Source organism: Flavobacterium sp. RSB2_4_14 (assembly GCF_051547085.1).
Taxonomy (GTDB): domain Bacteria; phylum Bacteroidota; class Bacteroidia; order Flavobacteriales; family Flavobacteriaceae; genus Flavobacterium.
Genome location: NZ_JBPTTL010000001.1, coordinates 300,802 through 323,133, shown reverse-complemented (window position 1 = coordinate 323,133; position 22,332 = coordinate 300,802). Strand labels below are relative to the sequence as shown.

Sequence of the window (22,332 nt, the reverse complement as noted above, 5' to 3'; positions counted from 1 at the left end):
ATGCGGCAAAAATAGTAATATTATTATTCATAAAACACAATATTTTTCAGTTAAAAATCTCATTTAGCACATTTTACTAATCATAACTAAAATAATTATTAATTTTACTATCCGAAGCAACCAATTTTGTTTTTTTGAATCTCATGAAAACAATACTAACTAAATCATTTTTATGAAAAAAATTTATTTACTATCCGTTTTTGTTCTTTCTATTTTCGCAATATCATGTGATAATGATGATAATTCTGAACAAGCAAAATTTGCCGTTCCTACTATAAAATCTTTGGCAAATATTAGAAGTAGCGTTTCTGTTGGCTCGGCTAGGCAAACCCATTCTGATGGGAAAATTTATGTTACTGAAAACTATCTTTTCTATATTGCCCAAGAGGAAGGTGTTCATATTTTTAATAATTTAAATCCAGCAGCACCAGTGAATATTGCTTTTATGAATTTAGAAGGTGTACATGATATTTCGGTAAAAGGGAACTATCTTTTTGCAGATAATTTTGTGGATTTATTGGTTTTTGATATTTCAGATATCCAAAATATTACGTTGGTACGAACGGTCGAAAATGCTATTGCTTTTAGCCCAACTTATCCTGAAGATGCAGAATATTATGATTACATTGTTTGGCCTAGTGAAGGCGAAATAATCACAGGTTTTACTGTTGAAAATAGAGCGCGACCACAAGGAGAAGAATTAGTTATGGCCAATGATGCTTTGGCAGGATTTGAAAGTTCAAGCAGTAATTCAATAGGAACTGGAGGTTCTTATGCTAGTTTTCAAATTAATGACAATGCGCTTTACACCATTGATGCCTTTAAACTGAATGTATTCAATATAGCAAATCCAGTAACTACTTTTTTTGATAAAGAAGTTTACATGACGCAATGGTTTGGTGGTGGTGTTTTTGAAACCTTATTTATACAGAAAGACATTTTATTTGTTGGTTCAACCACAGGAATGTATACTGTAAATGCTACGGATGAATTTAATCCTTATTTTGTTTCTGGTTTTGCTCATGCCACAGCTTGTGATCCTGTAGTTGTCTTTGGAAATACTGCTTATATAACAGTAAGAGGTGGTTCCACTTGTGGTGCAATTGAGGATCAAATTAATGTTATTGATGTCACAGATATTTCTAATCCCACATTACTTTCAACCTATCTACTCAATCAACCTTATGGTTTAGGAATTAAAAATAACGTATTATATGTAGGTTGTGGAACTAATGGCTTGAAAATTTTTAATGCTGCGAATAGCGCTAATCTTACTCTTCAAAATAGCTATCCAGTAAATGTTAAAGATATTATTCCGTTAGATAGCCATTTGATTGTAGTTGGTAATAATAAAATAACACAATACACCTATGGTCCTAATTTTACTCTGATACCTATGAGTGAAATTAATTTATAACAAAAAAAATTCCCGAGTTATCGGGAATTTTTTTGTTATGAATGTACATTATCTCTGCAAATTTTTTGCTTCGATACTCATTGTTGCATGAGGAACAATTTTCAATCGTTCTTTTGAAATTAACTTTCCAGTTACTTTACAAACTCCATAAGTTTTGTTCTCCACACGGAAAAGTGCATTTTTTAAATCGCGAATAAATTTCTCTTGACGAATGGCCAATTGAGAGTTTGCTTCTTTAGACATCGTTTCGCTTCCTTCTTCAAATGCTTTGAACGTAGGTGATGTGTCATCAGTCCCATTGTTTAAGTCATTCATATAGGCGCTTTTGATCAATTCTAAATCGGCCTTAGCTTTGTCTATTTTGTTTACAATAATTTCTTTGAACTCTGCTAAATCAGCATCTGAGTATCTCAATTTTTCTTCTACCATAATCTTTCTTAATTATTTAGAAATTAATATTCGTGTTTTTATCTCATCAAACTCTATTTCAGAACCATTTGTTACTTCATTTTCTAAAACTAATGTTTCGGTTAATGTTTCTGATTTTATGTAATTTTCGTTTTCTTGTATCGCTTTCGCGAGTATTTCATTGTATTGTATGTGAACTTTAATTTTATCGGTTACTTCAAATCCACTGTCTTTTCTAAGGTTTTGAATTCTGTTGACCAACTCTCTTGCAATTCCTTCATTTTTCAATTCGGGTGTTAAAGTAATATCTAATGCAACAGTTATGCCATTTGCATTGGCTACTAACCAACCCGGAATATCTTGTGAAGAAATCTCCACATCTTCTAGTGATAAAATTATACTTTTTCCTGAAATAACAAGCGATAGCTCACCTTTGGTGTCTAATTCGTTGATTTGTTCCGGAGTAAAATTTTGTATTTCTTTGGAAATCAATCCCATATCTTTTCCAAAACGTGGTCCAAGCGCTTTAAAATTCGGTTTAATTTGCTTCACTAAAACACCCGATGCATCGTCCAAAAGTTCGATTTCTTTGACGTTTACTTCGGCTTTTATTAGGTCGGAAACAGCCTCAATTTCAGCTCTTTGATTCTCGTCAAGTATTGGTATCATTACTTTTTGCAATGGTTGACGCACTTTTATCATTTCCTTTTTTCGGAGTGATAAAACGAGTGATGAAATGGTCTGTGCTTTCATCATTTTGCTCTCCAACGATTTATCAACAAAGTTTTCAACTGAATTTGGAAATTTTGCCAAATGTACAGACTCAAATTTCTCCGAATGTGTTGCCTGCGTTAAATCTCTGTAAAGATTGTCCATAAAGAATGGCGCAATTGGTGCAGACAATTTTGCCACATTCAATAAACAGGTGTAAAGTGTTTGATAAGCCGCAATTTTATCGGTTCCATATTCGCCTTTCCAGAAACGTCTTCGGCACAAACGAACATACCAATTACTCAAATTCTCCTGAACAAAATCAGAAATTGCTCTAGCAGCTTTTGTTGGTTCGTAATCAGCGTAAGCTTCGTCAACTGTTTTTATCAAAGTGTGTAATTCTGATAAAATCCAACGATCAATTTCTGGTCTTTCGTTTAGTGGAATTTCGGTTTCAGCATAATTAAAATTATCTATATTGGCATATAAACTAAAGAAGGAATAGGTATTGTATAAAGTTCCGAAGAATTTTCTACGCACTTCGGCAACTCCTTCAATATCAAATTTCAAATTATCCCAAGGATTAGCATTGGATATCATGTACCAACGCGTTGCATCTGGACCATATTCAGCCAAAGTGGTAAATGGATCAACGGCGTTTCCTAAACGTTTCGACATTTTTTGTCCGTTTTTGTCTAGAACTAATCCGTTTGAAACTACATTTTTATACGCAATTTTGTCAAAAACTAAAGTTCCGATGGCATGTAACGTATAAAACCAACCACGAGTTTGATCCACACCTTCGGCAATAAAATCGGCAGGAAATGCTTTGTTTTCGTCAATTAAAGCTGCGTTTTCAAATGGATAATGCCATTGAGCATAAGGCATTGCACCAGAATCAAACCAAACGTCAATTAAGTCACTTTCGCGCTTCATCAATTTTCCTGATGGCGAAACCAAAACGATATTGTCCACTACATTTTTATGTAAATCAACCAAATCATAATTTTCCTCACTCATATTCCCAACCTCAAAACCTTTGAATGGATTTGCTGATTGGAAACCAGCTTCAATAGATTTTTCAATTTCAGTATACAATTCTTCTACTGAACCTATTAGCATTTCTTCCGTTCCATCTTCGGTTCTCCAAATTGGCAATGGAATTCCCCAATATCTTGAACGTGACAAGTTCCAATCGTTGGCATTTTTTAACCAATTTCCGAAACGACCTTCACCTGTTGCTTTTGGCTTCCAGTTGATGGTTTCGTTCAAATCGAACATTCTGTCTTTGATTTCAGTTACTTTAATGAACCAAGAATCTAACGGATAATATAAAATGGGTTTGTCTGTTCTCCAACAATGAGGATAACTGTGCACGTATTTCTCGACTTTGAAAGCCTTGTTTTCTTCTTTTAATTGAATAGCAATCTCCACATCGGCTGAGCGTTCTGGAGCTTCACCATCGTTGTAATATTCATTCTTAACGTATTTTCCAGAATAATTTCCTAAACCTTGAATGAATTTACCCTGTAAATCAACCAAAGGAACAGGATTTTCGTTTTCATCAAGAACCAACATTGGTGGAACTTCTGGCGTTGCTTCTTTGGCAACTTTTGCATCATCTGCTCCAAAAGTTGGCGCTGTGTGAACAATTCCAGTTCCGTCTTCAGTTGTAACAAAATCACCCGAAATCACTCTAAAAGCATTTTCAGGATTTTGGTATGGCAAAGCCAATTTCATCAATTGTTCGTAACGAATTCCAACTAAATCAGCACCTTTACATTCAGCTAGAATTTGGTATGGAATATTTTTATCGCCTTCTTTGAAATTTTCAAAATCAGAAGGTTCTGATGAAGCAAAAAATCCTTTTCCGAATTGTTTTCCGACAAGGTTTTTAGCCAAAATGACTTTAGTTGGACGATATGTGTATTGATTGAAAGTTTCCACCAAAACATAATCGATTTTTGGACCAACCGTTAAAGCAGTGTTTGAAGGTAAAGTCCAAGGAGTTGTGGTCCAAGCCAAGAAAAAAGCCCCATCTAAATCTTCCCCAAAAGGGAAGACTTCCAAAGATTGCTCAGAAAGGGGTTTTATTTTAAACTGGGCTACAACAGTTGTATCCGTAACATCTCTATAACTTCCTGGTTGATTCACTTCGTGGGAAGATAATCCGGTTCCAGCTTTTGGAGAATAGGGTTGAATGGTGTACCCTTTGTATAATAAGTCTTTGTTGTAAATTTGTTTTAGTAACCACCAAACGCTTTCCATGTATTTGGATTTGTAGGTCACATACGGATTTTCCATATCTACCCAATATCCCATTTTTTCGGTCAAATCGTTCCATACGTCAGTATAACGCATGACTGTTTTTTTACACGCTTCGTTGTATTCTTCGATGGAAATGGTTTTCCCGATATCTTCTTTGGTAATTCCTAATTCTTTTTCAGTTCCCAATTCTACTGGCAAACCATGTGTATCCCAACCTGCTTTACGTTTTACTTGAAAACCTTTTTGAGTTTTATAACGACAAAAAATATCTTTAATCGCGCGCGCCATTACGTGATGAATTCCAGGTAAACCGTTAGCACTTGGTGGACCTTCAAAAAACACATAAGGAGTGGCACCTTCGCGTGAAGTGACGCTTTGCTCAAAGACGTTATTTTTTTTCCAAAAATCAAGAACTTCCGATGCCACAGTAGGCAAGTCAAGTCCTTTGTATTCAGTAAACTTAGTACTCATTTTTGTCGTTTTCTTAAATCAGTTTGCGAAAGTAAGGAATTTTGATAAAAGAGAATAGAAAATAGAGAAAAGAGAATAGACTTTTGCCAAAAATTAAGAAAGACTTATGATTTTTTGATTTTTTATGCAAAAACTTCTTTTAAAACCTCCAAAGATTTTGGTTTTCTGAATCCGGCAAGATGTATGGTGTAATAGTCAAGTAGTATTTTGAGTAATATTTGGCGTTCGACTCCAGCAAATACTTTTTGGTCGCTATCAAATTTTAAATTGATAAGTTTTTTAAACAGATGTGTTTCGTGTTCAGTAAGGCAACTTGTTCCTATAAATGGAATGAAATAACCTTCTTTCATATCAAAATAGTTATAGTTTATTTCAGAAATATCAGGGTAAAAACCAAGGAATTTGGTCACTTCTAGCATTAGAATTAAGTGGAAATTAGAAGTTTCTTCATGGTTATCGAGCCATAACAAAGCAGATTCTAAGAAAAGGAATAAGTTTTCGTTTTTTTCTTCTTCTTGAATGCTATGATGCAAAATTTCGGACAGAAAGATAACGATAGTGCTTTTAATAATATCGGTGTTTAAAGAATGATATGCCGAAGCTAATTTTATTTCTTTGAAATGTTCGAGTGTGCCTTTATTCTTGTGATTGGCTTCAATTTCAAGAATGGTTAAAGGTTGGAAATAGGCAATTTTTTGGTTGGATTTACGACTAGAAAAAGCACTTTGTACAAAATAACTTTTCAAACCATCGCTTAACGTAAAGCACTTTACTATCAAGCTTTTTTCCTGATATTTGAGTGATGAAATAACGATGGCTTTGGTTTTTATCAGCATCTTACAAAGTATGATTTACGAATTATTAAGTACGAAGATTATCGAACAATCATTACTTTTTTGACGGCGGTTTCAGAGGCATCTTCGGCGGCAATAAAAATCATATAAACACCTGAAGCTACTTTGTGTTTTCCAAAAGCGGTAGTATCCCATTCAATGGTTCCGCCTTCTGATGTGGTTTCGTAAACTAAGTTCCCTTCGATGTCTGTAATTTTTACATTGGCTTTTGAAATTAATCCAGCGATTTTTACTGTTCCCACAAATTCTGGACGAACAGGATTAGGATAAACATATACGTTTTGTAAATTCTCTGCAGGTTTTGTAGATGTGCCTTGAAAGGAAACCATTCCTTTATCGGTAGCAAAGAAAACTTCGCCTGTAGTAGCATTTATATGAACGTCGTTGACTACATTGCTTGGAAGAGGAGAGTTGTCTTTGGTGAAATGATATATTGTTTCTTGCCCATCTGATGAAAAAAGGAAAACGCCAGAGTCGGCAGTGGCAATCCATTTTTGATTAGAACCATTTACCGCAATATCAGTAATGAACTGTTCGTATAAAAGTTCTTGTGCTAATCCATTTTCCAGAATAATAATAGGATTGGCTTTCATTTGATCTGTACCATTATAACTTCCTGTGCTTGGCAATACTCTCAAACCTTTGTTAGTTCCTATCCAAACTTGGTTTCGGTTGTCAATAGCAATTGCTCTTACATCTCTTGAAGGAAGATTTCCTAAATCAACACCTTCTGTAATTTTCTTAAAAATATTCGCATTTTCATTGAATGCAATGACACCATCAAGGTAAGTCGCAATCCATTTTGTGCCACTTCTGTCTATCACAATTTTATTTAAATGACTAGAAGCAAAATTGTCTAAAATATTTTCCATATTGAAAGACTGCCACTGACCACTAGTTTTTAATACTTTAAGTTCATTTTTGATATTGGAATTGGTTACCCAAAGATTTCCACTTCTGTCAAATACAGTTCCATTTATTCTTATACCGTTATCGGGTGAGCCAGATAACGACTCTAATCCGCTATTGGTTTGGTTGAAAAGAGTTGTGGGTATGTCATTCACAATTTTTAATAAACCGCTGTCGTAAGAACTGATGTATACTTGAGTTTCGTCATTAGGATTTATGGTTACTTTAGTTAATGATTTGGCGTTTAAAATATCTGAATAGGGAATGTTTAGCCAGCCATTTTCGTTGTATTTACTTATTCCAAAAGTTGTTAAATTGAATTCATAAAAAAGAAATGGGTTATAAAACACATCATAACCACCATAAACTGCCCAAAGATTAGAAGAAGAACCGTCTATGGCAAATATGTAATTTCTTGTTGGACCATCGGGCATAATGAATTCAAAAGAGGTTGGTGAGCTTATAGATGATGACAGAAGGCCGTTTTCATTAGTACCAATAAAAATGGTTTCATTACTGACTGTTGCGCAGGAGAAAGTTACTGGAATTGAAGTTACTTGAGAGCTTTGAATAGTTATTATTTGACTTAAAGATGTATTGTAAATTAAAACCTTATTTAAAGAGGTAACAATTAAATAGTTTGTTGTTGCTCGAATGTCTATACCAGCTTCTCCTAAAGCCCCAATTTGTTCAAAAAAACTTCCGTTGTGTTTATAAATATTATTATTGGCATTCATGCCTACAAGTTGGTTATTGAAATTAACTAATCCGCTCCAAAAACCACTATCGAATACTTGCCATTGTGAAAAATCAATCAAGTTAGGATTGTTTATTGCGGCTTTTTTAATACCATTATATTGCGTCACCGCATAAATGTCATTGTTGAAAATAGTGGTTTGATATACTATTATCTCTTGACCACTTGGGCCTATAAAATAGGTATCGCCAAACTCTAGTGTTGCCAGTTTGTATTGTACAATTCCAAAATCACAGGAAACATAAACAACACCGTTATATTCCATGAAATGGTTTATTTTCTTGATGTTTGATGGGATATTTTTATTAATTATATCAACCACGTTTAACATGGAACCATCAATTTCGTTGATGACGATCATTAAACCATTTTCATAACCCACGATTGTTTTGTTGAAAGTGTCACTGTGGTATAGCGCCGAAATAGTTTGACCAGATAAACCATCAATGGTGTTAATGGTTTGAATTTCACTAGAGGAAATATTTTTGGTAAATAATGCATTCTCTGCAGCGGTATATATTTTACTACTTCCTTCCGAAATGTCTTTGATTTGATTGTATGAAAAATAGCCTTTCCAATTTTGGTTTTCTTGTGCAAAACCAAAATTAAAAATGAATAGTAAGAACCAAATAAACCAATTTTTCATCTGAAAATAATTAGATACAAATATAGTACAAACGTAAAAAATATTGGTTTGGTATTTTGGCATAAAAAAATGCCCTCATTTCTGAAGACATTTTTATTGGTTTAGGTTGGTTGTATTTTAAATTATACTATTCCTTGTGCTAGCATTGCATCGGCTACTTTTACGAAACCAGCTATGTTAGCTCCTTTTACATAATCAGTAAAACCATTTTCATCAGTTCCATATTTCACACATGCAGCATGAATGTTTGCCATAATGTCTTTTAATCGTTGATCTACTTCTTCTGAAGTCCAGCTTAAACGCAAAGAGTTTTGTGACATTTCAAGACCAGAAGTAGCTACTCCACCAGCATTAGACGCTTTTCCTGGAGCGAAAAGTATTTTTGCTTCTAAAAATGCCGTGATTGCTTCTGGAGTGGAAGGCATGTTTGCACCTTCAGCCACACAAATACATCCGTTTGCAATAAGTGTTTTAGCTTCGTCACCATTTAATTCGTTTTGAGTAGCACAAGGCAATGCAATATCACATTTTACTTCCCATGGACGTTTTCCTGCTACAAATTTTGCGTTTGGATATTTGGTCACATAATCTGAAATTCTTCCGTAGTTTACATTTTTGATTTCCATGATGTATGCTAATTTTTCAGCATTGATTCCGTCAGCATCATGAATATATCCTGAAGAGTCAGAAGCTGTAACAACTTTTCCGCCAAGTTCAGTTGCTTTTTGAACAGCATATTGAGCTACGTTTCCAGAACCCGAAACGACAACTGTTTTACCAGTGAAACTATCACCTTTTGTTGCCAACATGTTTTGAGCAAAATATACATCGCCATAACCTGTTGCTTCTGGACGGATTAATGAACCTCCAAATGCAATTCCTTTTCCTGTTAAAACTCCTGTGAATTCATTTCTTAATCTTTTGTATTGACCAAACATGTAACCCACTTCTCTTCCTCCAACACCAATATCACCTGCAGGAACGTCTGTATCAGCTCCAATATGTTTGGATAATTCGGTCATGAATGCTTGACAGAATTTCATAATTTCGATATCTGATTTTCCTTTTGGATCAAAATCAGCACCACCTTTACCACCACCCATTGGTAATGTTGTTAAACTGTTTTTGAATGTTTGCTCAAAAGCTAAGAATTTCAAAATACTTAAATTTACAGAAGGATGAAAACGAATACCACCTTTGTATGGACCAATGGCAGAGTTCATTTGAATTCTGTAGCCACGGTTTACTTGAGTATTTCCAGCATCGTCAATCCAAGTTACACGGAACATGATAACTCGTTCTGGTTCAACCATTCTTTCCAAAAGCATTTTGTTTTGGTATTTTTTATTTTGTTCAATAAAAGGAATTACTGTTTCAGCAACTTCCATAACTGCTTGCATAAATTCAGGCTCGTTAGCATTTCTTTTAGCAACCAATTCGATAAATTCGTTAATACTTTGTGACATAAATTACACTATTTATTTTTTAAGAAAACGTTTTCGTAAAATCGCACAAATATACATTTTATTAAAAATGTGGGTGTAAATTTTTTAAAATTCTCGAAATTTTTATTTTAATGGCAAAAAAAATTAAAGAAGATTGTATAATATGCTGTCTTTTAAAAGTTTCTTTGCTTTTTTGCCTATTAATTCAACTATTTTTTTATTTTATTTTACAACTGATTGATGTTTTTATATATTTGTCGCTAATTGAACTTATTAGTATGCAAATGCCCAAAATTTTTATCATAACCTTACTTGTATTATTTGGTGTTTCAAATAGTGCAAATGCTCAGTTTGGTTTTTCACATGAAATTGGTGTTATTGTTGGACCTGTTGCTTTTCAATCGGATTATGGAGAACGACACGATTTTTCTACAAATGCTGGAAATACGGGTTATGGTATAGGGATTATACATTATTTAAATTTTTCCTATAAAGCAGATTGTAATTGTTACACTCCCGAAACGTATTTTAATGATCACTTTAAGTTGAGAAGTGAATTGTCATACAACAAAACAGAGTTACAACATTTTGGTAAATGGGTTGATGATAGTAGAACTTCTTTGTTTGCTGATCAATTAAGAGCGATGAGAGGAAGTACTGCGGTTACAAACATAGGGATGCAACTAGAATTTTTTCCACTAAGTATTAGAGATTTTACGGCAACGCTAGGTTCATGGGCACCTTTTATAAGCTTAGGTGGACAATTTAGTTTTTACGATCCTGAAGCGTATTCGTTACTTGGACCAATGAATTCACCTATTTCAACTCCAATTAAATATTACAATGCTACTACTAATCAAGGAGGAACTGTTTGGTCTATTGTTGGAAGTGTTGGAACCCGTTATAAATTAACTGAGCTTTCTGATTTAATGATTGATTTGCGTTTTCAATATTATTTTTCAAATTGGGTAGATGGTTTAAATCCTGATCCAACTATTTATACTGAAAATAAAGCCAATGATTGGAATGTATGGTTGAATTTTGGTTATATCTATTATTTGCAGTAGTAACTTGTATTTATTCTTCTACAGCATCTTTGTAGTCAGGATATAAAAATTTGTTATAAGGAAAACGAGTTACGTGAATTTCTCTTACTGTCTCATAAACTTTTTCTCTGAATTCCTCAAAATTTTCTTTGTTAGTTGCAGAAATGAATAGTGCATTTTTTTCGCCTACTTTACTAATCCAAGTTGTTTTTAATTCTGTTAACGTAAAATGTTTGGATGTTTTTTCGGTAATTAAATCATCAGAATCAATAACCAAGTGTTTGTAAGCATCAATTTTATTAAAAACCATTATTACTGGTTTGTTATTACTTTTTATGTCTTGTAAAATCTGATTAACAGAATTAATGTGTTCTTCAAAGTCAGGGTGTGATATATCCACCACATGTAGCAATAAATCGGCTTCGCGAACTTCATCAAGTGTGCTTTTGAAAGATTCAATAAGCTGAGTAGGTAATTTTCTAATAAAACCAACAGTGTCAGATAGTAAAAAAGGTAGATTTTTAATTACCACTTTACGAACGGTCGTGTCCAAAGTTGCAAATAATTTATTTTCTACAAAAACTTCACTTTTACTGATTACATTCATTAAAGTGGATTTCCCAACATTGGTATAACCAACTAAAGCCACCCGAACCATAGCGCCACGATTGCCTCTTTGGACAGACATTTGTTTATCGATGGTTTTTATTTTTTCTTTTAGTAAAGCAATTCTATCTCTAACAATTCTTCTGTCGGTTTCGATTTCAGTTTCACCCGGACCACGAAGTCCAATTCCTCCTTTTTGACGTTCTAAGTGAGTCCACATTCCCGAAAGTCTTGGAAGTAAATATTGGCATTGTGCTAACTCAACTTGAGTTCTAGCATACGAAGTTTCTGCCCTTTGTGCAAAAATATCAAGAATTAAATTGGTTCTATCTAAGATTTTACAATCCAAAATTTTTGAAATATTCTTCTGTTGAGAAGGAGATAATTCATCATCAAAAATTACGGTTGAAATATCTTTTTCTTTGATATAAACACCAATTTCGTCCATTTTACCTGTACCAAGGAATGTTTTTGGATTAGGTCGTTCAAGTTTTTGAGAAAATCTTTTAATAACTTGTCCACCGGCAGTATAGGTTAGGAATTCTAATTCATCCAGATATTCATTTAATTTTTCCTCGCTTTGATTCTGAGTGATTATTCCAACAATTACTGTCCTTTCGAAATTTATGACTTCTTTTTCTAACATTTCATTTTATTAAGCAACAAAAATACGGATTTGTTAATTAAGTAGAATAATATTTTTTTTACATATAATATTTTTAAAATTTAATTTTTGAAACAAAAAAATGTTAATGCTTTCTTAATTCAGAATTTTTACTAAATTTGGAATTCAAAATCCTAAAAAATACAATCAAAACAATTAAAATTTTCATTACATGAAAAAAATTACACTATTATTGTTATTCATTTTCTTTTCAATAACTGGTTATTCTCAGTTAACAGAAGGATTTGAAAACACAACAGGACCAGATGCTTTGCCATCTACCAATTGGACTCTTGGGTCTGGAAATTGGGCTGTATTTGATAATGCTGTAGGTACAGCACAACGTTGGGGTAATGCTCCTGTTGCAACTCCTTCAAACGCCTATCAAGGTGATAATGCAGCGTACATAAATAGGGAAAATTTGGGGACAGAAGGACTGATATCTCAGGACTATTTGGCTACTCCACTTGTTACAATTCCAGCAAATGGACAACTTCGTTTTTTTGCAAGAAGTTTTACAAGTGGTAATCAAGGAACTTTGTACCAAATTAGAGTAGCGCCAGCAACTGCATCTCAGACTAATCCTGCCGCATATACTCTGGTTCAACAATGGGATGAAACCACATTGAATACTACATTTAATGTTTACGAAGAAAAAATTGTTGATTTAACTGCATATGCCACACAGCAGGTTTATGTTTCATTTGTTAGAGTTCATACTCAACTTCCTGGAGGTATTAATGGTGCAGGTGATAGATGGTTAGTTGATAACGTTAACATAGTTCAACGATGTTTAGATCCGACAACTTTAACTTTCTCTGCTGTAACACAAAATGGAGCCACGCTAAATTGGGCTAACCCGAGTGGAGCAACTTCATGGGAAATAGAAGTTATTTTAGCTACAGCAACTCCAACAGGAACAGGGGTTATTTATAACGGAACTTTACCTTATGTGGTTACGGGATTACTTGCTAATACTGCTTATAAATTTTATGTTAGAGCTATTTGTAATACTGGGTATAGTAGCCAATGGTCTGTTGCTTCTGCAACTTTCACAACAGGAACAGCACCACCAGAATGTGGTGGAAACTTTGTAGATGCTGGAGGCACAACAGCCAATTATCCTAATAATTCAAATTCAACAACAACAATTTGTCCAACAGTTCCTGGAGATAAAGTTACCGTAACTTTTACAGCATTTAATACTGAAGCAAGTTTTGATGGATTATATGTTTACAATGGCAATGGAGTTGTTCCAGCCAATTTAATTGCTAGTGCAAACCCTGCAGCAAACGTTCCGGGTGGTTTAGCTGGTTCGTATTGGGGAACTACAATTCCTGGACCATTTTCATCTTCAGCGGCTGATGGCTGTTTAACTTTTGTATTCAGAAGTGATGGTTCTGTTAACAATCCAGGTTGGATTGCTAATATAACTTGTGCGCCACCACCAGTGTGTCAACAACCAACAACATTAGTATCGAGTGCGGTAACTTCTAATTCAGCCACACTGGCTTGGACTAATGTTGGAGTAGCAACTACATGGGAAGTTATTGCTTTACCGTGTACTGCACCAGCACCTAACGAAACTACAACTGGTTTTATAACAACAAGCACAAATCCGTATACATTTACTGGATTGTCATCGGCTACATGTTATAATTTGTACGTAAGAGGAAATTGTAGTTCTACATCTAATGGAGTGAGTTTATGGTCGGGACCAAGATCGGTAACTACACAAGTAGCACCACCAGAGTGTGGAGGAAACTTTGTAGATGCTGGAGGACCAACTGCCAATTATCCTAATAATTCAAATACAACAACAACAATTTGCCCAACAGTTTCTGGAGATAAAGTTACCGTAACTTTTACCTCGTTTAATACAGAAGCTAATTGGGATGGATTATACGTTTATAATGGTAACGGAGTTGTCCCTGCCAATTTAATTGCCAGTGCAAACCCTGCAGCAAACGTTCCGGGTGGTTTAGCTGGTTCGTATTGGGGAACCACAATTCCTGGACCATTTACATCTTCTGCTGCCGATGGATGTTTAACCTTTGTATTTAGAAGTGATGGTTCTGTTAACAACCCGGGTTGGGTTGCAAATGTTACTTGTGCACCACCACCAGTTTGTCAACAACCAACAACATTAGTTTCTAGTGCTGTAACTTCTAATTCAGCCACTTTGGCTTGGACTAATGTTGGAGTGGCAACTACATGGGAAGTTATTGCTTTACCTTGTACTGCACCAGCACCAGATGCTTCTACTACTGGTTTTATAGCGACAAGTACAAATCCATATACATTTACTGGATTGGTACCTGCCACCTGTTATAATTTATACGTTAGAGGTAATTGTAGTTCAACATCTAATGGAGTAAGTTTATGGTCGGGACCAAGAACAATTACAACATTAGTTGCCCCACCAGAGTGTGGAGGAAACTTTGTAGATGCTGGTGGACCAACTGCCAATTATCCTAATAATTCAAATACAACAACAATAATTTGTCCAACTAATCCTGGTGAAATTGTTACAGTAACTTTCACTTCTTTTAACACAGAAGCAAATTGGGATGGATTGTATGTATATGATGGTAACGGAGTTGTTCCTGCAAATCAAATTGCTAGTGCAAACCCTGCAGCAAACGTTCCTGGTGGTTTAGCAGGATCGTATTGGGGGACAACAATTCCTGGACCATTTACATCAACAGCTGCAGATGGGTGTTTAACATTTGTCTTCAGAAGTGACGGTTCAGTAAACAATCCAGGTTGGGTTTCAAATATTACTTGTTCACCAGCACCAACATGTGCACGACCTACATTAGTTACGGCAACAAACGTTACACAAACTTCTGCAATACTAAATTGGACACAACCTCTAAATCCAAATGGAAGCTTAGCAACTGCATGGGAAGTATTGATATTACCAGCAGGTTCACCAGTACCAACAACTAACGGAATCCCTGCAACAAGTCCATATACAGCTTCAGGTTTATCTGCTGGAACTGCTTATGTTTTTTATGTACGAGCAATATGTTCAAGTACCGATTCTAGTGTTTGGTCAGCATTAAATTTTGCAGCATTACCAGTAAATGATGAATGTTCTAATGCTACTTTTGCGATTGTTAATCAAAATCTTAATTGTGTTCAAACAACACCGGGAACTTTATCTGGTGCTACTGCTTCATTACCGACAACCACTTGTCCAGGAGTTGCAAATGATGATGTTTGGTTTACATTTACCGCAACAGCAGTAACTCATGTTATTTCATTCAATAATGTTTCATTACCTGCTCCGACACTGAACTATGCTATATTTTCAGGATCTGATTGTGGCGCATTAACCCAAGTAGGATGTAATTCCGGGGCAAACTTAATACCTGGAACAACCTATTTTATAAGAGTATATTCTGCAACTGCTGTTCCACAATTTACAACGTTTAATTTATGTATCGGAACTCTTCCTTGTACAGAAGCACCAGCATTTTGTACAGGTCAGACTGTGACGTATGCTAATGCAACAAACGTTCCTAGTTTAGGACAGATAGGATGTTTATTTACTTCGCCAAATCCTGCTTTTTTCTTTTTACAAGTAAACCAAGCGGGACCTTTGAGTTATTTAATTTCACAAGTTGACAATAATGGTGTGCCAAGAGATGTTGATTATGTGGCATGGGGACCATTTACAGATTTAAATGCTGCTTGTTCTGGAGTTCCTGCTAATCCACTTCCAGCCGCTAATCCAATTCCAACTCCTACTACAGGATGTCCAGGAACGATTCACGCTTGTAGTTACTCTATTGCTCCTCAAGAAATCATGTGTATTCCGAATGCTCAATTGTGTCAGGTATACGTAATTATGATAACTAATTTCTCAAATCAAGCAGGGACAGTTACTTTTACACAAACCAACACGGGCGGTGGAACTACAGAATGTTTCCCTATTAATACTTTCAATTATCCGCAAACCTATTATTGTCAAAACGGTGGTGCAAATCCAACGCCTGTTTTAGCTCCTGGAGCAGCGGCAGGGACTTATACTTCAACTGCAGGATTAGTAATTGATCCAGTTACAGGGGTTATAGATTTAGCAGCAAGTACACCTGGAGCTTATATTGTGACAAGTACTACTCTAACAAGTACTGCAGGAGTTTGTACTAACATACCTTCAATTATAACTACTAGAACAGTTATCATTACTGGTGCAGCTAATGCTACAATTGCCTATGCTTCACCAACCTATTGTAATAGCTCAACTTCATTTGAAAATCCGACACAAACTGGAACAACAGGAGGAGTTTATACCGCTTCACCAGCGGGATTATTAATTAATCAAGTAACTGGAGGAATTTTGCCTATCGCAAGTACTCCTGGAATTTACACGATTACTTACACCATTCCAGCGTTTGGAGGATGTGCTGCTTTTACAACTACTACACAAGTTGAAATTTTAGCATCACCTGTCATAGTTCAACCAGCGCCCGTTTCTGTTTGTAATTCTTATACACTTCCAGCTTTAACAGTAGGAAATTACTACTCACAATCTGGAGGAGTTGGAACGCCATTGGATATAAATGTGCCAATCACTAGTTCTCAAACAGTTTACATTTATGCTAATAGCAATGGATGTTCCAATGAGAAATCATTTAATGTATCAATAGGTATAGCACCAACACCAACATTGAACGTTACACAAACAACTTGTAGTGTTCAAACAGGAACAATAGAGGTAACTGCTCCACTGGGAACAGGAGGAGGTTTACCATCTAACTTATTTATTTCTGAGGTGACGGATGAGGACGTTGGTTCATTAACCTATATTGAGATTTTCAATGGAACTGGAGCTGCTGTAGATTTAAGCAATTACAAACTAAAAGTTTATAACAATGGTAACTCAACAGCTTCTTGTGATAATCAATTAACTGGAATACTAAACAACAATAGTACATTTGTTGTAGCAGTTGGAAGTGTGACAAATCAAGGTGGAGTTGTTCCAAATCAAGTTTTTGCTTCATGTGGAGGCGTAAATACAGATGATAACATAAGACTTACAACAAGTACTGATGTAGAAATTGATAATTGGGGAAGAACTGATGGCGTTGCTTTCACTCCAAGTAATCAACCTGGATATACTTACAGAAGAAATAATACAGCAACAGTTCCGAGTTTAACTTGGAATACATCAGATTGGACAGCTATTGATCCACAAGATTATACTAATGTTGGTAGTTATACTCCACTTGTAACAGGTTATCAGTATAGTTTAGATAATGGAACTTATCAGTCAGGCACTATTTTCAATAATGTGCTTCCTGGTGATCATACCGTTACTGTTCTTGATTTAGCTAGTGGATGTCTATCTGTACCAGTAACTGTTACCATAAATCCAGTTCCTGTTACACCAACAGTTTTAACGTTTAGTTACACAACACCAGTTTGTAAAAATGCAACTACTAATCCTACACCAATTACAGTTTCAGGATTTACTCCAAATGGGGTTTATTCCTCAACAACAGGATTATCAATAGATGCTTCTACGGGTTTAATTAATCTTGCAAATTCTACACCTGGAACATATACTGTAACATACACTGTAGCGCCTATTCCATCAATATGTTTAGTTGGAGGAAGTTCTACTGCTGAAATCACAATTAATCCTGTGATTACGCCAGTAACAACTTTTAGTTATTCTTCTCCCATATGCTCATTTTATGCCGATAATTTGGCACAACCTATTTTAAGTACAGGATTTACTTTAGGAGGAGTGTTTTCATCAACAGCAGGATTGTCTATCAATCCTGATACAGGTGTAATTACTGTTTCAGGAAGTAGTCCGGGGAATTATACTATAACTTATTTTATTGCGGCTAATCCATCACTTTGTCAATTAGAAGCCACTAGTACAGCTCAGGTTACCATTACTGCTCCATTTGAAATTAGTGTAGAATCAGGTTGTCAGAGTGTTAATTATGTATTAACTGCTTTACCAGTAGCTAACTCATTCAATCCAGAAACCGTAACTTATTCATGGCAAAATGCTAATGGACTTATTATTGGAAATACGCAAAGTATTACTGTAACTGAAACTGGTAGCTATTTTGTATCCATTACAAGTGATGGTTGTTCTAGCAATTCTTTACCAGTATCAGTAGATTCAGTTGCTTGTGTAATACAAAAAGGAATTTCTGTAAATAACGATGGTAAAAATGACACTTTTGACTTAACAGGATTTAATGTCAAGAACTTAAGTATCTTCAATAGATATGGAGAAAAGGTTTATAGTTATAAAAATTATACGAACCAATGGGGAGGACAATCTGATAAAGGAGATGAACTTCCGGATGGAACTTATTATTACGTCATTAATCGCGATAATGGTGAGACCAAGACAGGTTGGATATACATCAATAGAGCACAATAATAAATTTCATTCCAATTAAAATTAAATAAAAATGAAGAATATATATATCATTGCCATATTAGCTTTATCGTTGTTTACTGAGGTACAAGCACAGCAAGATCCACACTACACACAGTATATGTATAATATGAGTGTTATAAATCCGGCGTATGCTGGTTCCAAAGAAGGTCTTTCGGGTGGAGTTTTATACAGAAAACAATGGGTTGAGATAGAAGATGCACCTACCACAGGAACTTTTTTCCTTCACAGTCCAGTAGGTAAAAACGTTGGATTAGGACTTTCTGTTATTTCTGATAAGATTGGACCTGTAGAGGAGAATAATTTTTATGGAGACTTCTCTTATACATTAAATTTAGGAGGCGAACACCGATTAGCTTTTGGTTTGAAAGCAGGATTAACGATGCACAAAATCGACTTCAACACCATTTATCCAACATTACCAGATTTGGGCGATGATGTTTTTGGTCAAGGTAATCCAAACGAAACATTCTTTAATTTAGGAACAGGATTGTTTTATTATACTAACAAGTATTACATCGCTTTTTCTATGCCAAATATGCTAAAATCAAATTATTTAGATTTTGATGGCAGACAATACGGAACAGAAGAGTTGCATTATTTTTTAACAGGAGGTTATGTATTTGATTTAAATCCAAACTTAAAATTCAAGCCATTTGCTATGGTTAAATCTTCTGTAAATGCACCACTTTCCCTTGATGTATCAACTAATTTTATGATTTATGATAAGTTAGAATTAGGAGCAACCTATAGATTAGAGGATTCTTTTGGAGCCATGGTGAATTTTGCTGTCACTCCAAGTTTGAGAATAGGATATGCCTATGATCATATCGTTTCCGATTTAAATGTGGTGACGCCTGCTTCACATGAGGTAATGCTTTTATTTGATATCAATTTCTCGAAAAAAGTATCCCAGTCACCTAGATATTTCTAACCCATAAAGCAATCTAAAAAATGAAAAATCTATATATAACATTAAGTTTTGTAGCCCTAACCATTACAGTTTCGGCACAAAATGCATCCACCAAAACAGCCGATAAATTGTACAACAGACTCGAGTATGTTGATGCAGCAAAAGAATACTTAAAACTTGTTGAAAACGATAAGGCAGATGGTTATGTTTACAAACAATTAGCCGATACGTACTACAACATGTTCAATACTACTGAAGCGGTTAAATGGTATGCCAAAGCTACAGAAACTCCTCAAGATGCAGAAACCTATTATCGTTATGCACAAATGTTGAAAGGTAATGGCAAATATGAAGAGGCAAACAAGCAAATGCAAAAATTTGCTTCAGCAGCACCAAATGATGACCGAGCCAAAGCTTTTAAAGCAAATCCTAATTACATTCCGAGTTTATTGGACAAAGCTAAAATGTATAATGTAAATTCATTAGACGTTAGTGGTGATAAATCAGATTTTGGAGCCGTTCTTTATGATAACAGTTTATATTTTACAAGCGCTAGAAACACTGCTAGAAAAAGCTATGGTTGGACAGACGAGCCTTTTTTAGACATTTACAAAGCCGATTATAATGCTGATGGGACAATTACAAATGTTGTTGGAGTTAGTGCATTAAATTCAAAATATCATGACGGTTCTTTAACGATGAGTGCTGATGGCAATACGGTTTACTTTTCTAGTGAAAGTTTTAGAGAAAGCTCCTTTAAAAAGGATAAAGCCAACAATTTGAAATTAGGAAGAAATAGTCTTTTCAAAGCGACAAAGAATGGAGATTCATGGGGAGATATTACTTCTTTGCCATTTAATAGTAAAGAATTTTCAACGAGTAATCCAAGTTTGAGCAGAGATGGAAAAACATTATATTTTTCTTCAGACAGACCAGGAAGTATAGGTGGAATAGATATCTGGAAAGTTGCTGTGAATGCTGATGGAACTTATGGTGAGCCACAAAATTTAGGTAACAAAGTAAATACAGAAGGTAACGAGAGTTTTCCATTTATTGCAGATGATAATAAAACCTTATTCTTTGCTTCAAGCGGAAGACCTGGTTTAGGTGGTTTGGATGTTTTTCAAATTGATTTGACTAGTGGTGAAGCTAGTAATTTAGGGAAACCTGTGAATTCTGAAAAAGATGATTTCGCATTCACATTCAATGAAAGTAAAAAAGTTGGATTTGTTTCTAGTAATCGAAATGGGAATGATGATATCTATGGTGCTATCCCAGTTTGTGGCGTAGATGTTTTAACGGTTGTTACCGATGCCAAAACGGGTGCGATTTTGTCTAATGCAAGTGTATCAATTCTTGATGACAAGAGAAATGTAATTGCTACAGAAATGTCGAATGCAAAAGGAGAAGTAAAATACAGAGTAGAATGTGACAAACCATACGTGGTTCAAGCGTCAAAAGATGGTTATGAAGGTAATACTTTTGCCGTTGCAAAAAGCAAAGGGCCAACTGCGAAAGTGGATGCCGCTTTACAACCAATAGATGTTATCGTTACTGAAAACGAAATTGTGTTGAAACCGATCTATTTTGAATACGATAAGAGCAATATTACTCAAGAAGGTGCTTTTGAGTTAGACAAATTAGTTCAAGTGATGAAAAGCAACGACAAAATGGTTGTTATGGCTAAATCTCATACAGACAATAGAGGAAGTGATAAATACAACCTAAGATTATCAGACAGAAGAGCGAAATCAACCGTGCAATACATTATTTCTAAAGGAATTGATGCTAGCAGAATTTCTGGAAAAGGAATGGGTGAGTTAGAGCCAAAAGTAGATTGTGGCAAAGATTGTTCAGAAGAACAACATGCCCAAAACAGACGTTCTGAATTCCTGATAGTGAAATAAAATTGTAAAACTTATAGTAAAAGCCCCGAACCATTGGTTTGGGGCTTTTTTTTTAATTTTCAGAGGTATTTTTTTTTACACTGTTATTTTTTCCCTCCACACCGCATTTTTTTGGTACGATGAGGTTTTTTTTGGTTTGTACTTCTCTTTTTAAAGTTGTAACCCGATAACTCGTATTTGCAACCTGAGGATTATTATTTAAATGGTTAGAAACTATGCTGGTTTAGACGTTATTTTGTTAGATTTGTTTTGAAGTTCATTGTGGGCACGGATTGCAAATCCGTGTTATCGGGGTTAACATCTGGAGAAATCTCGAAGAATCCAAATATTAGTGTTTCTAGTGATGCTCCAGAATATATTGCAGCCCATACTATTGCTCAAAAAGCAGAGGATAAAGTAAATGTAAATACAAGAATTATAAATGTAGGTAATACAGACTCCTTTATTGAGAAAGATGGGACAAATACCACTCAAACCTATAATAGTACTCCTGATGGAGGATATTTTATTACTAAAACACGTAAATAATACCAAATGAAAAATTTAATTTATTTCATATTTATATTACTTTTTGGATGTGCTTCAAAACAAAGTTCAAAATGTATAGAAAATCTAAAATTTAAAGATGAGTTTTTTAAAAATATTTCTATAGTTGAAAACTTAACCTATGGCACAGGGGATGGAAATCTTAGAGAATCTTTAAATTTTTTATCTAAATATGTCCCTGTATCCTATGGAAAGCTTCTAAATTATAAGTTTGGTTATGATTCCGAAACTTTTAAATGGGACAAAACTACATGGTTAAAATGGTATGAAGAAAATAAATGTAGCAATATCCAGTTCAAATAAGTATAATGTTCCAAAGTTTGTGATG

Annotated in this window: 13 protein-coding genes; 7 read left to right on the top strand and 6 right to left on the bottom strand. The window is 34.8% G+C overall.

The window, feature by feature from the left end:
- Positions 1-172 precede the first annotated feature (172 nt).
- Positions 173-1,417, top strand: coding sequence for an LVIVD repeat-containing protein (locus tag ACSVH2_RS01450; protein WP_438091384.1), 1,245 nt, complete (start codon positions 173-175; stop codon positions 1,415-1,417).
- Positions 1,418-1,465: 48 nt separating this feature from the next.
- Here ACSVH2_RS01450 and ACSVH2_RS01445 read toward each other — a convergent pair whose 3' ends face one another.
- The 5 genes from ACSVH2_RS01445 to gdhA all read right to left on the bottom strand — a co-directional run bounded on the left by ACSVH2_RS01445 (position 1,466) and on the right by gdhA (position 9,907).
- Positions 1,466-1,846, bottom strand: a complete 381-nt coding sequence (locus ACSVH2_RS01445; protein ID WP_438091383.1) for a TraR/DksA family transcriptional regulator — start codon at positions 1,844-1,846, stop codon at positions 1,466-1,468.
- Positions 1,847-1,858: 12 nt separating this feature from the next.
- A complete protein-coding gene (gene ileS / locus ACSVH2_RS01440; protein WP_438091382.1) occupies positions 1,859-5,275 on the bottom strand; it encodes an isoleucine--tRNA ligase in 3,417 nt (1,138 codons plus the stop codon).
- 122 nt (positions 5,276-5,397) lie between these two features.
- Entirely contained in the window at positions 5,398-6,111 is a 714-nt protein-coding gene (gene recO, locus ACSVH2_RS01435) for a DNA repair protein RecO (protein ID WP_438091381.1), read from the bottom strand.
- A 38-nt stretch (positions 6,112-6,149) separates the two neighbouring features.
- A complete protein-coding gene (locus tag ACSVH2_RS01430) occupies positions 6,150-8,441 on the bottom strand; it encodes a two-component regulator propeller domain-containing protein (RefSeq protein WP_438091380.1) in 2,292 nt (763 codons plus the stop codon).
- Between the two features lie 122 nt (positions 8,442-8,563).
- A complete protein-coding gene (gdhA, locus tag ACSVH2_RS01425; RefSeq protein ID WP_438091379.1) occupies positions 8,564-9,907 on the bottom strand; it encodes an NADP-specific glutamate dehydrogenase in 1,344 nt (447 codons plus the stop codon).
- A gap of 263 nt (positions 9,908-10,170) precedes the next feature.
- Between gdhA and ACSVH2_RS01420 the strand changes: the two genes are divergently transcribed.
- The gene (locus tag ACSVH2_RS01420; protein ID WP_438091378.1) at positions 10,171-10,953 is read left to right on the top strand and encodes a THC0290_0291 family protein; all 783 of its coding nucleotides are present in this window, start codon (positions 10,171-10,173) and stop codon (positions 10,951-10,953) included.
- A gap of 10 nt (positions 10,954-10,963) precedes the next feature.
- On the opposite strand, the gene hflX is transcribed toward ACSVH2_RS01420, so the two are convergent.
- Positions 10,964-12,184 (bottom strand): GTPase HflX, encoded by a 1,221-nt coding sequence (gene hflX, locus ACSVH2_RS01415; protein WP_438091377.1) that lies wholly within the window; start codon positions 12,182-12,184, stop codon positions 10,964-10,966.
- Between the two features lie 190 nt (positions 12,185-12,374).
- Between hflX and ACSVH2_RS01410 the strand changes: the two genes are divergently transcribed.
- The 5 genes from ACSVH2_RS01410 to ACSVH2_RS01390 all read left to right on the top strand — a co-directional run bounded on the left by ACSVH2_RS01410 (position 12,375) and on the right by ACSVH2_RS01390 (position 22,307).
- Entirely contained in the window at positions 12,375-18,620 is a 6,246-nt protein-coding gene (locus tag ACSVH2_RS01410; RefSeq protein ID WP_438091376.1) for a fibronectin type III domain-containing protein, read from the top strand.
- 31 nt (positions 18,621-18,651) lie between these two features.
- Entirely contained in the window at positions 18,652-19,572 is a 921-nt protein-coding gene (locus ACSVH2_RS01405; protein ID WP_438091375.1) for a PorP/SprF family type IX secretion system membrane protein, read from the top strand.
- A gap of 20 nt (positions 19,573-19,592) precedes the next feature.
- Positions 19,593-21,458, top strand: coding sequence for an OmpA family protein (locus tag ACSVH2_RS01400; protein ID WP_438091374.1), 1,866 nt, complete (start codon positions 19,593-19,595; stop codon positions 21,456-21,458).
- 282 nt (positions 21,459-21,740) lie between these two features.
- Complete coding sequence (locus ACSVH2_RS01395; RefSeq protein ID WP_438091373.1) at positions 21,741-21,986, top strand: hypothetical protein; 246 nt, start codon at positions 21,741-21,743, stop codon at positions 21,984-21,986.
- 6 nt (positions 21,987-21,992) lie between these two features.
- The gene (locus tag ACSVH2_RS01390) at positions 21,993-22,307 is read left to right on the top strand and encodes a hypothetical protein (protein WP_438091372.1); all 315 of its coding nucleotides are present in this window, start codon (positions 21,993-21,995) and stop codon (positions 22,305-22,307) included.
- Positions 22,308-22,332: the final 25 nt, after the last annotated feature.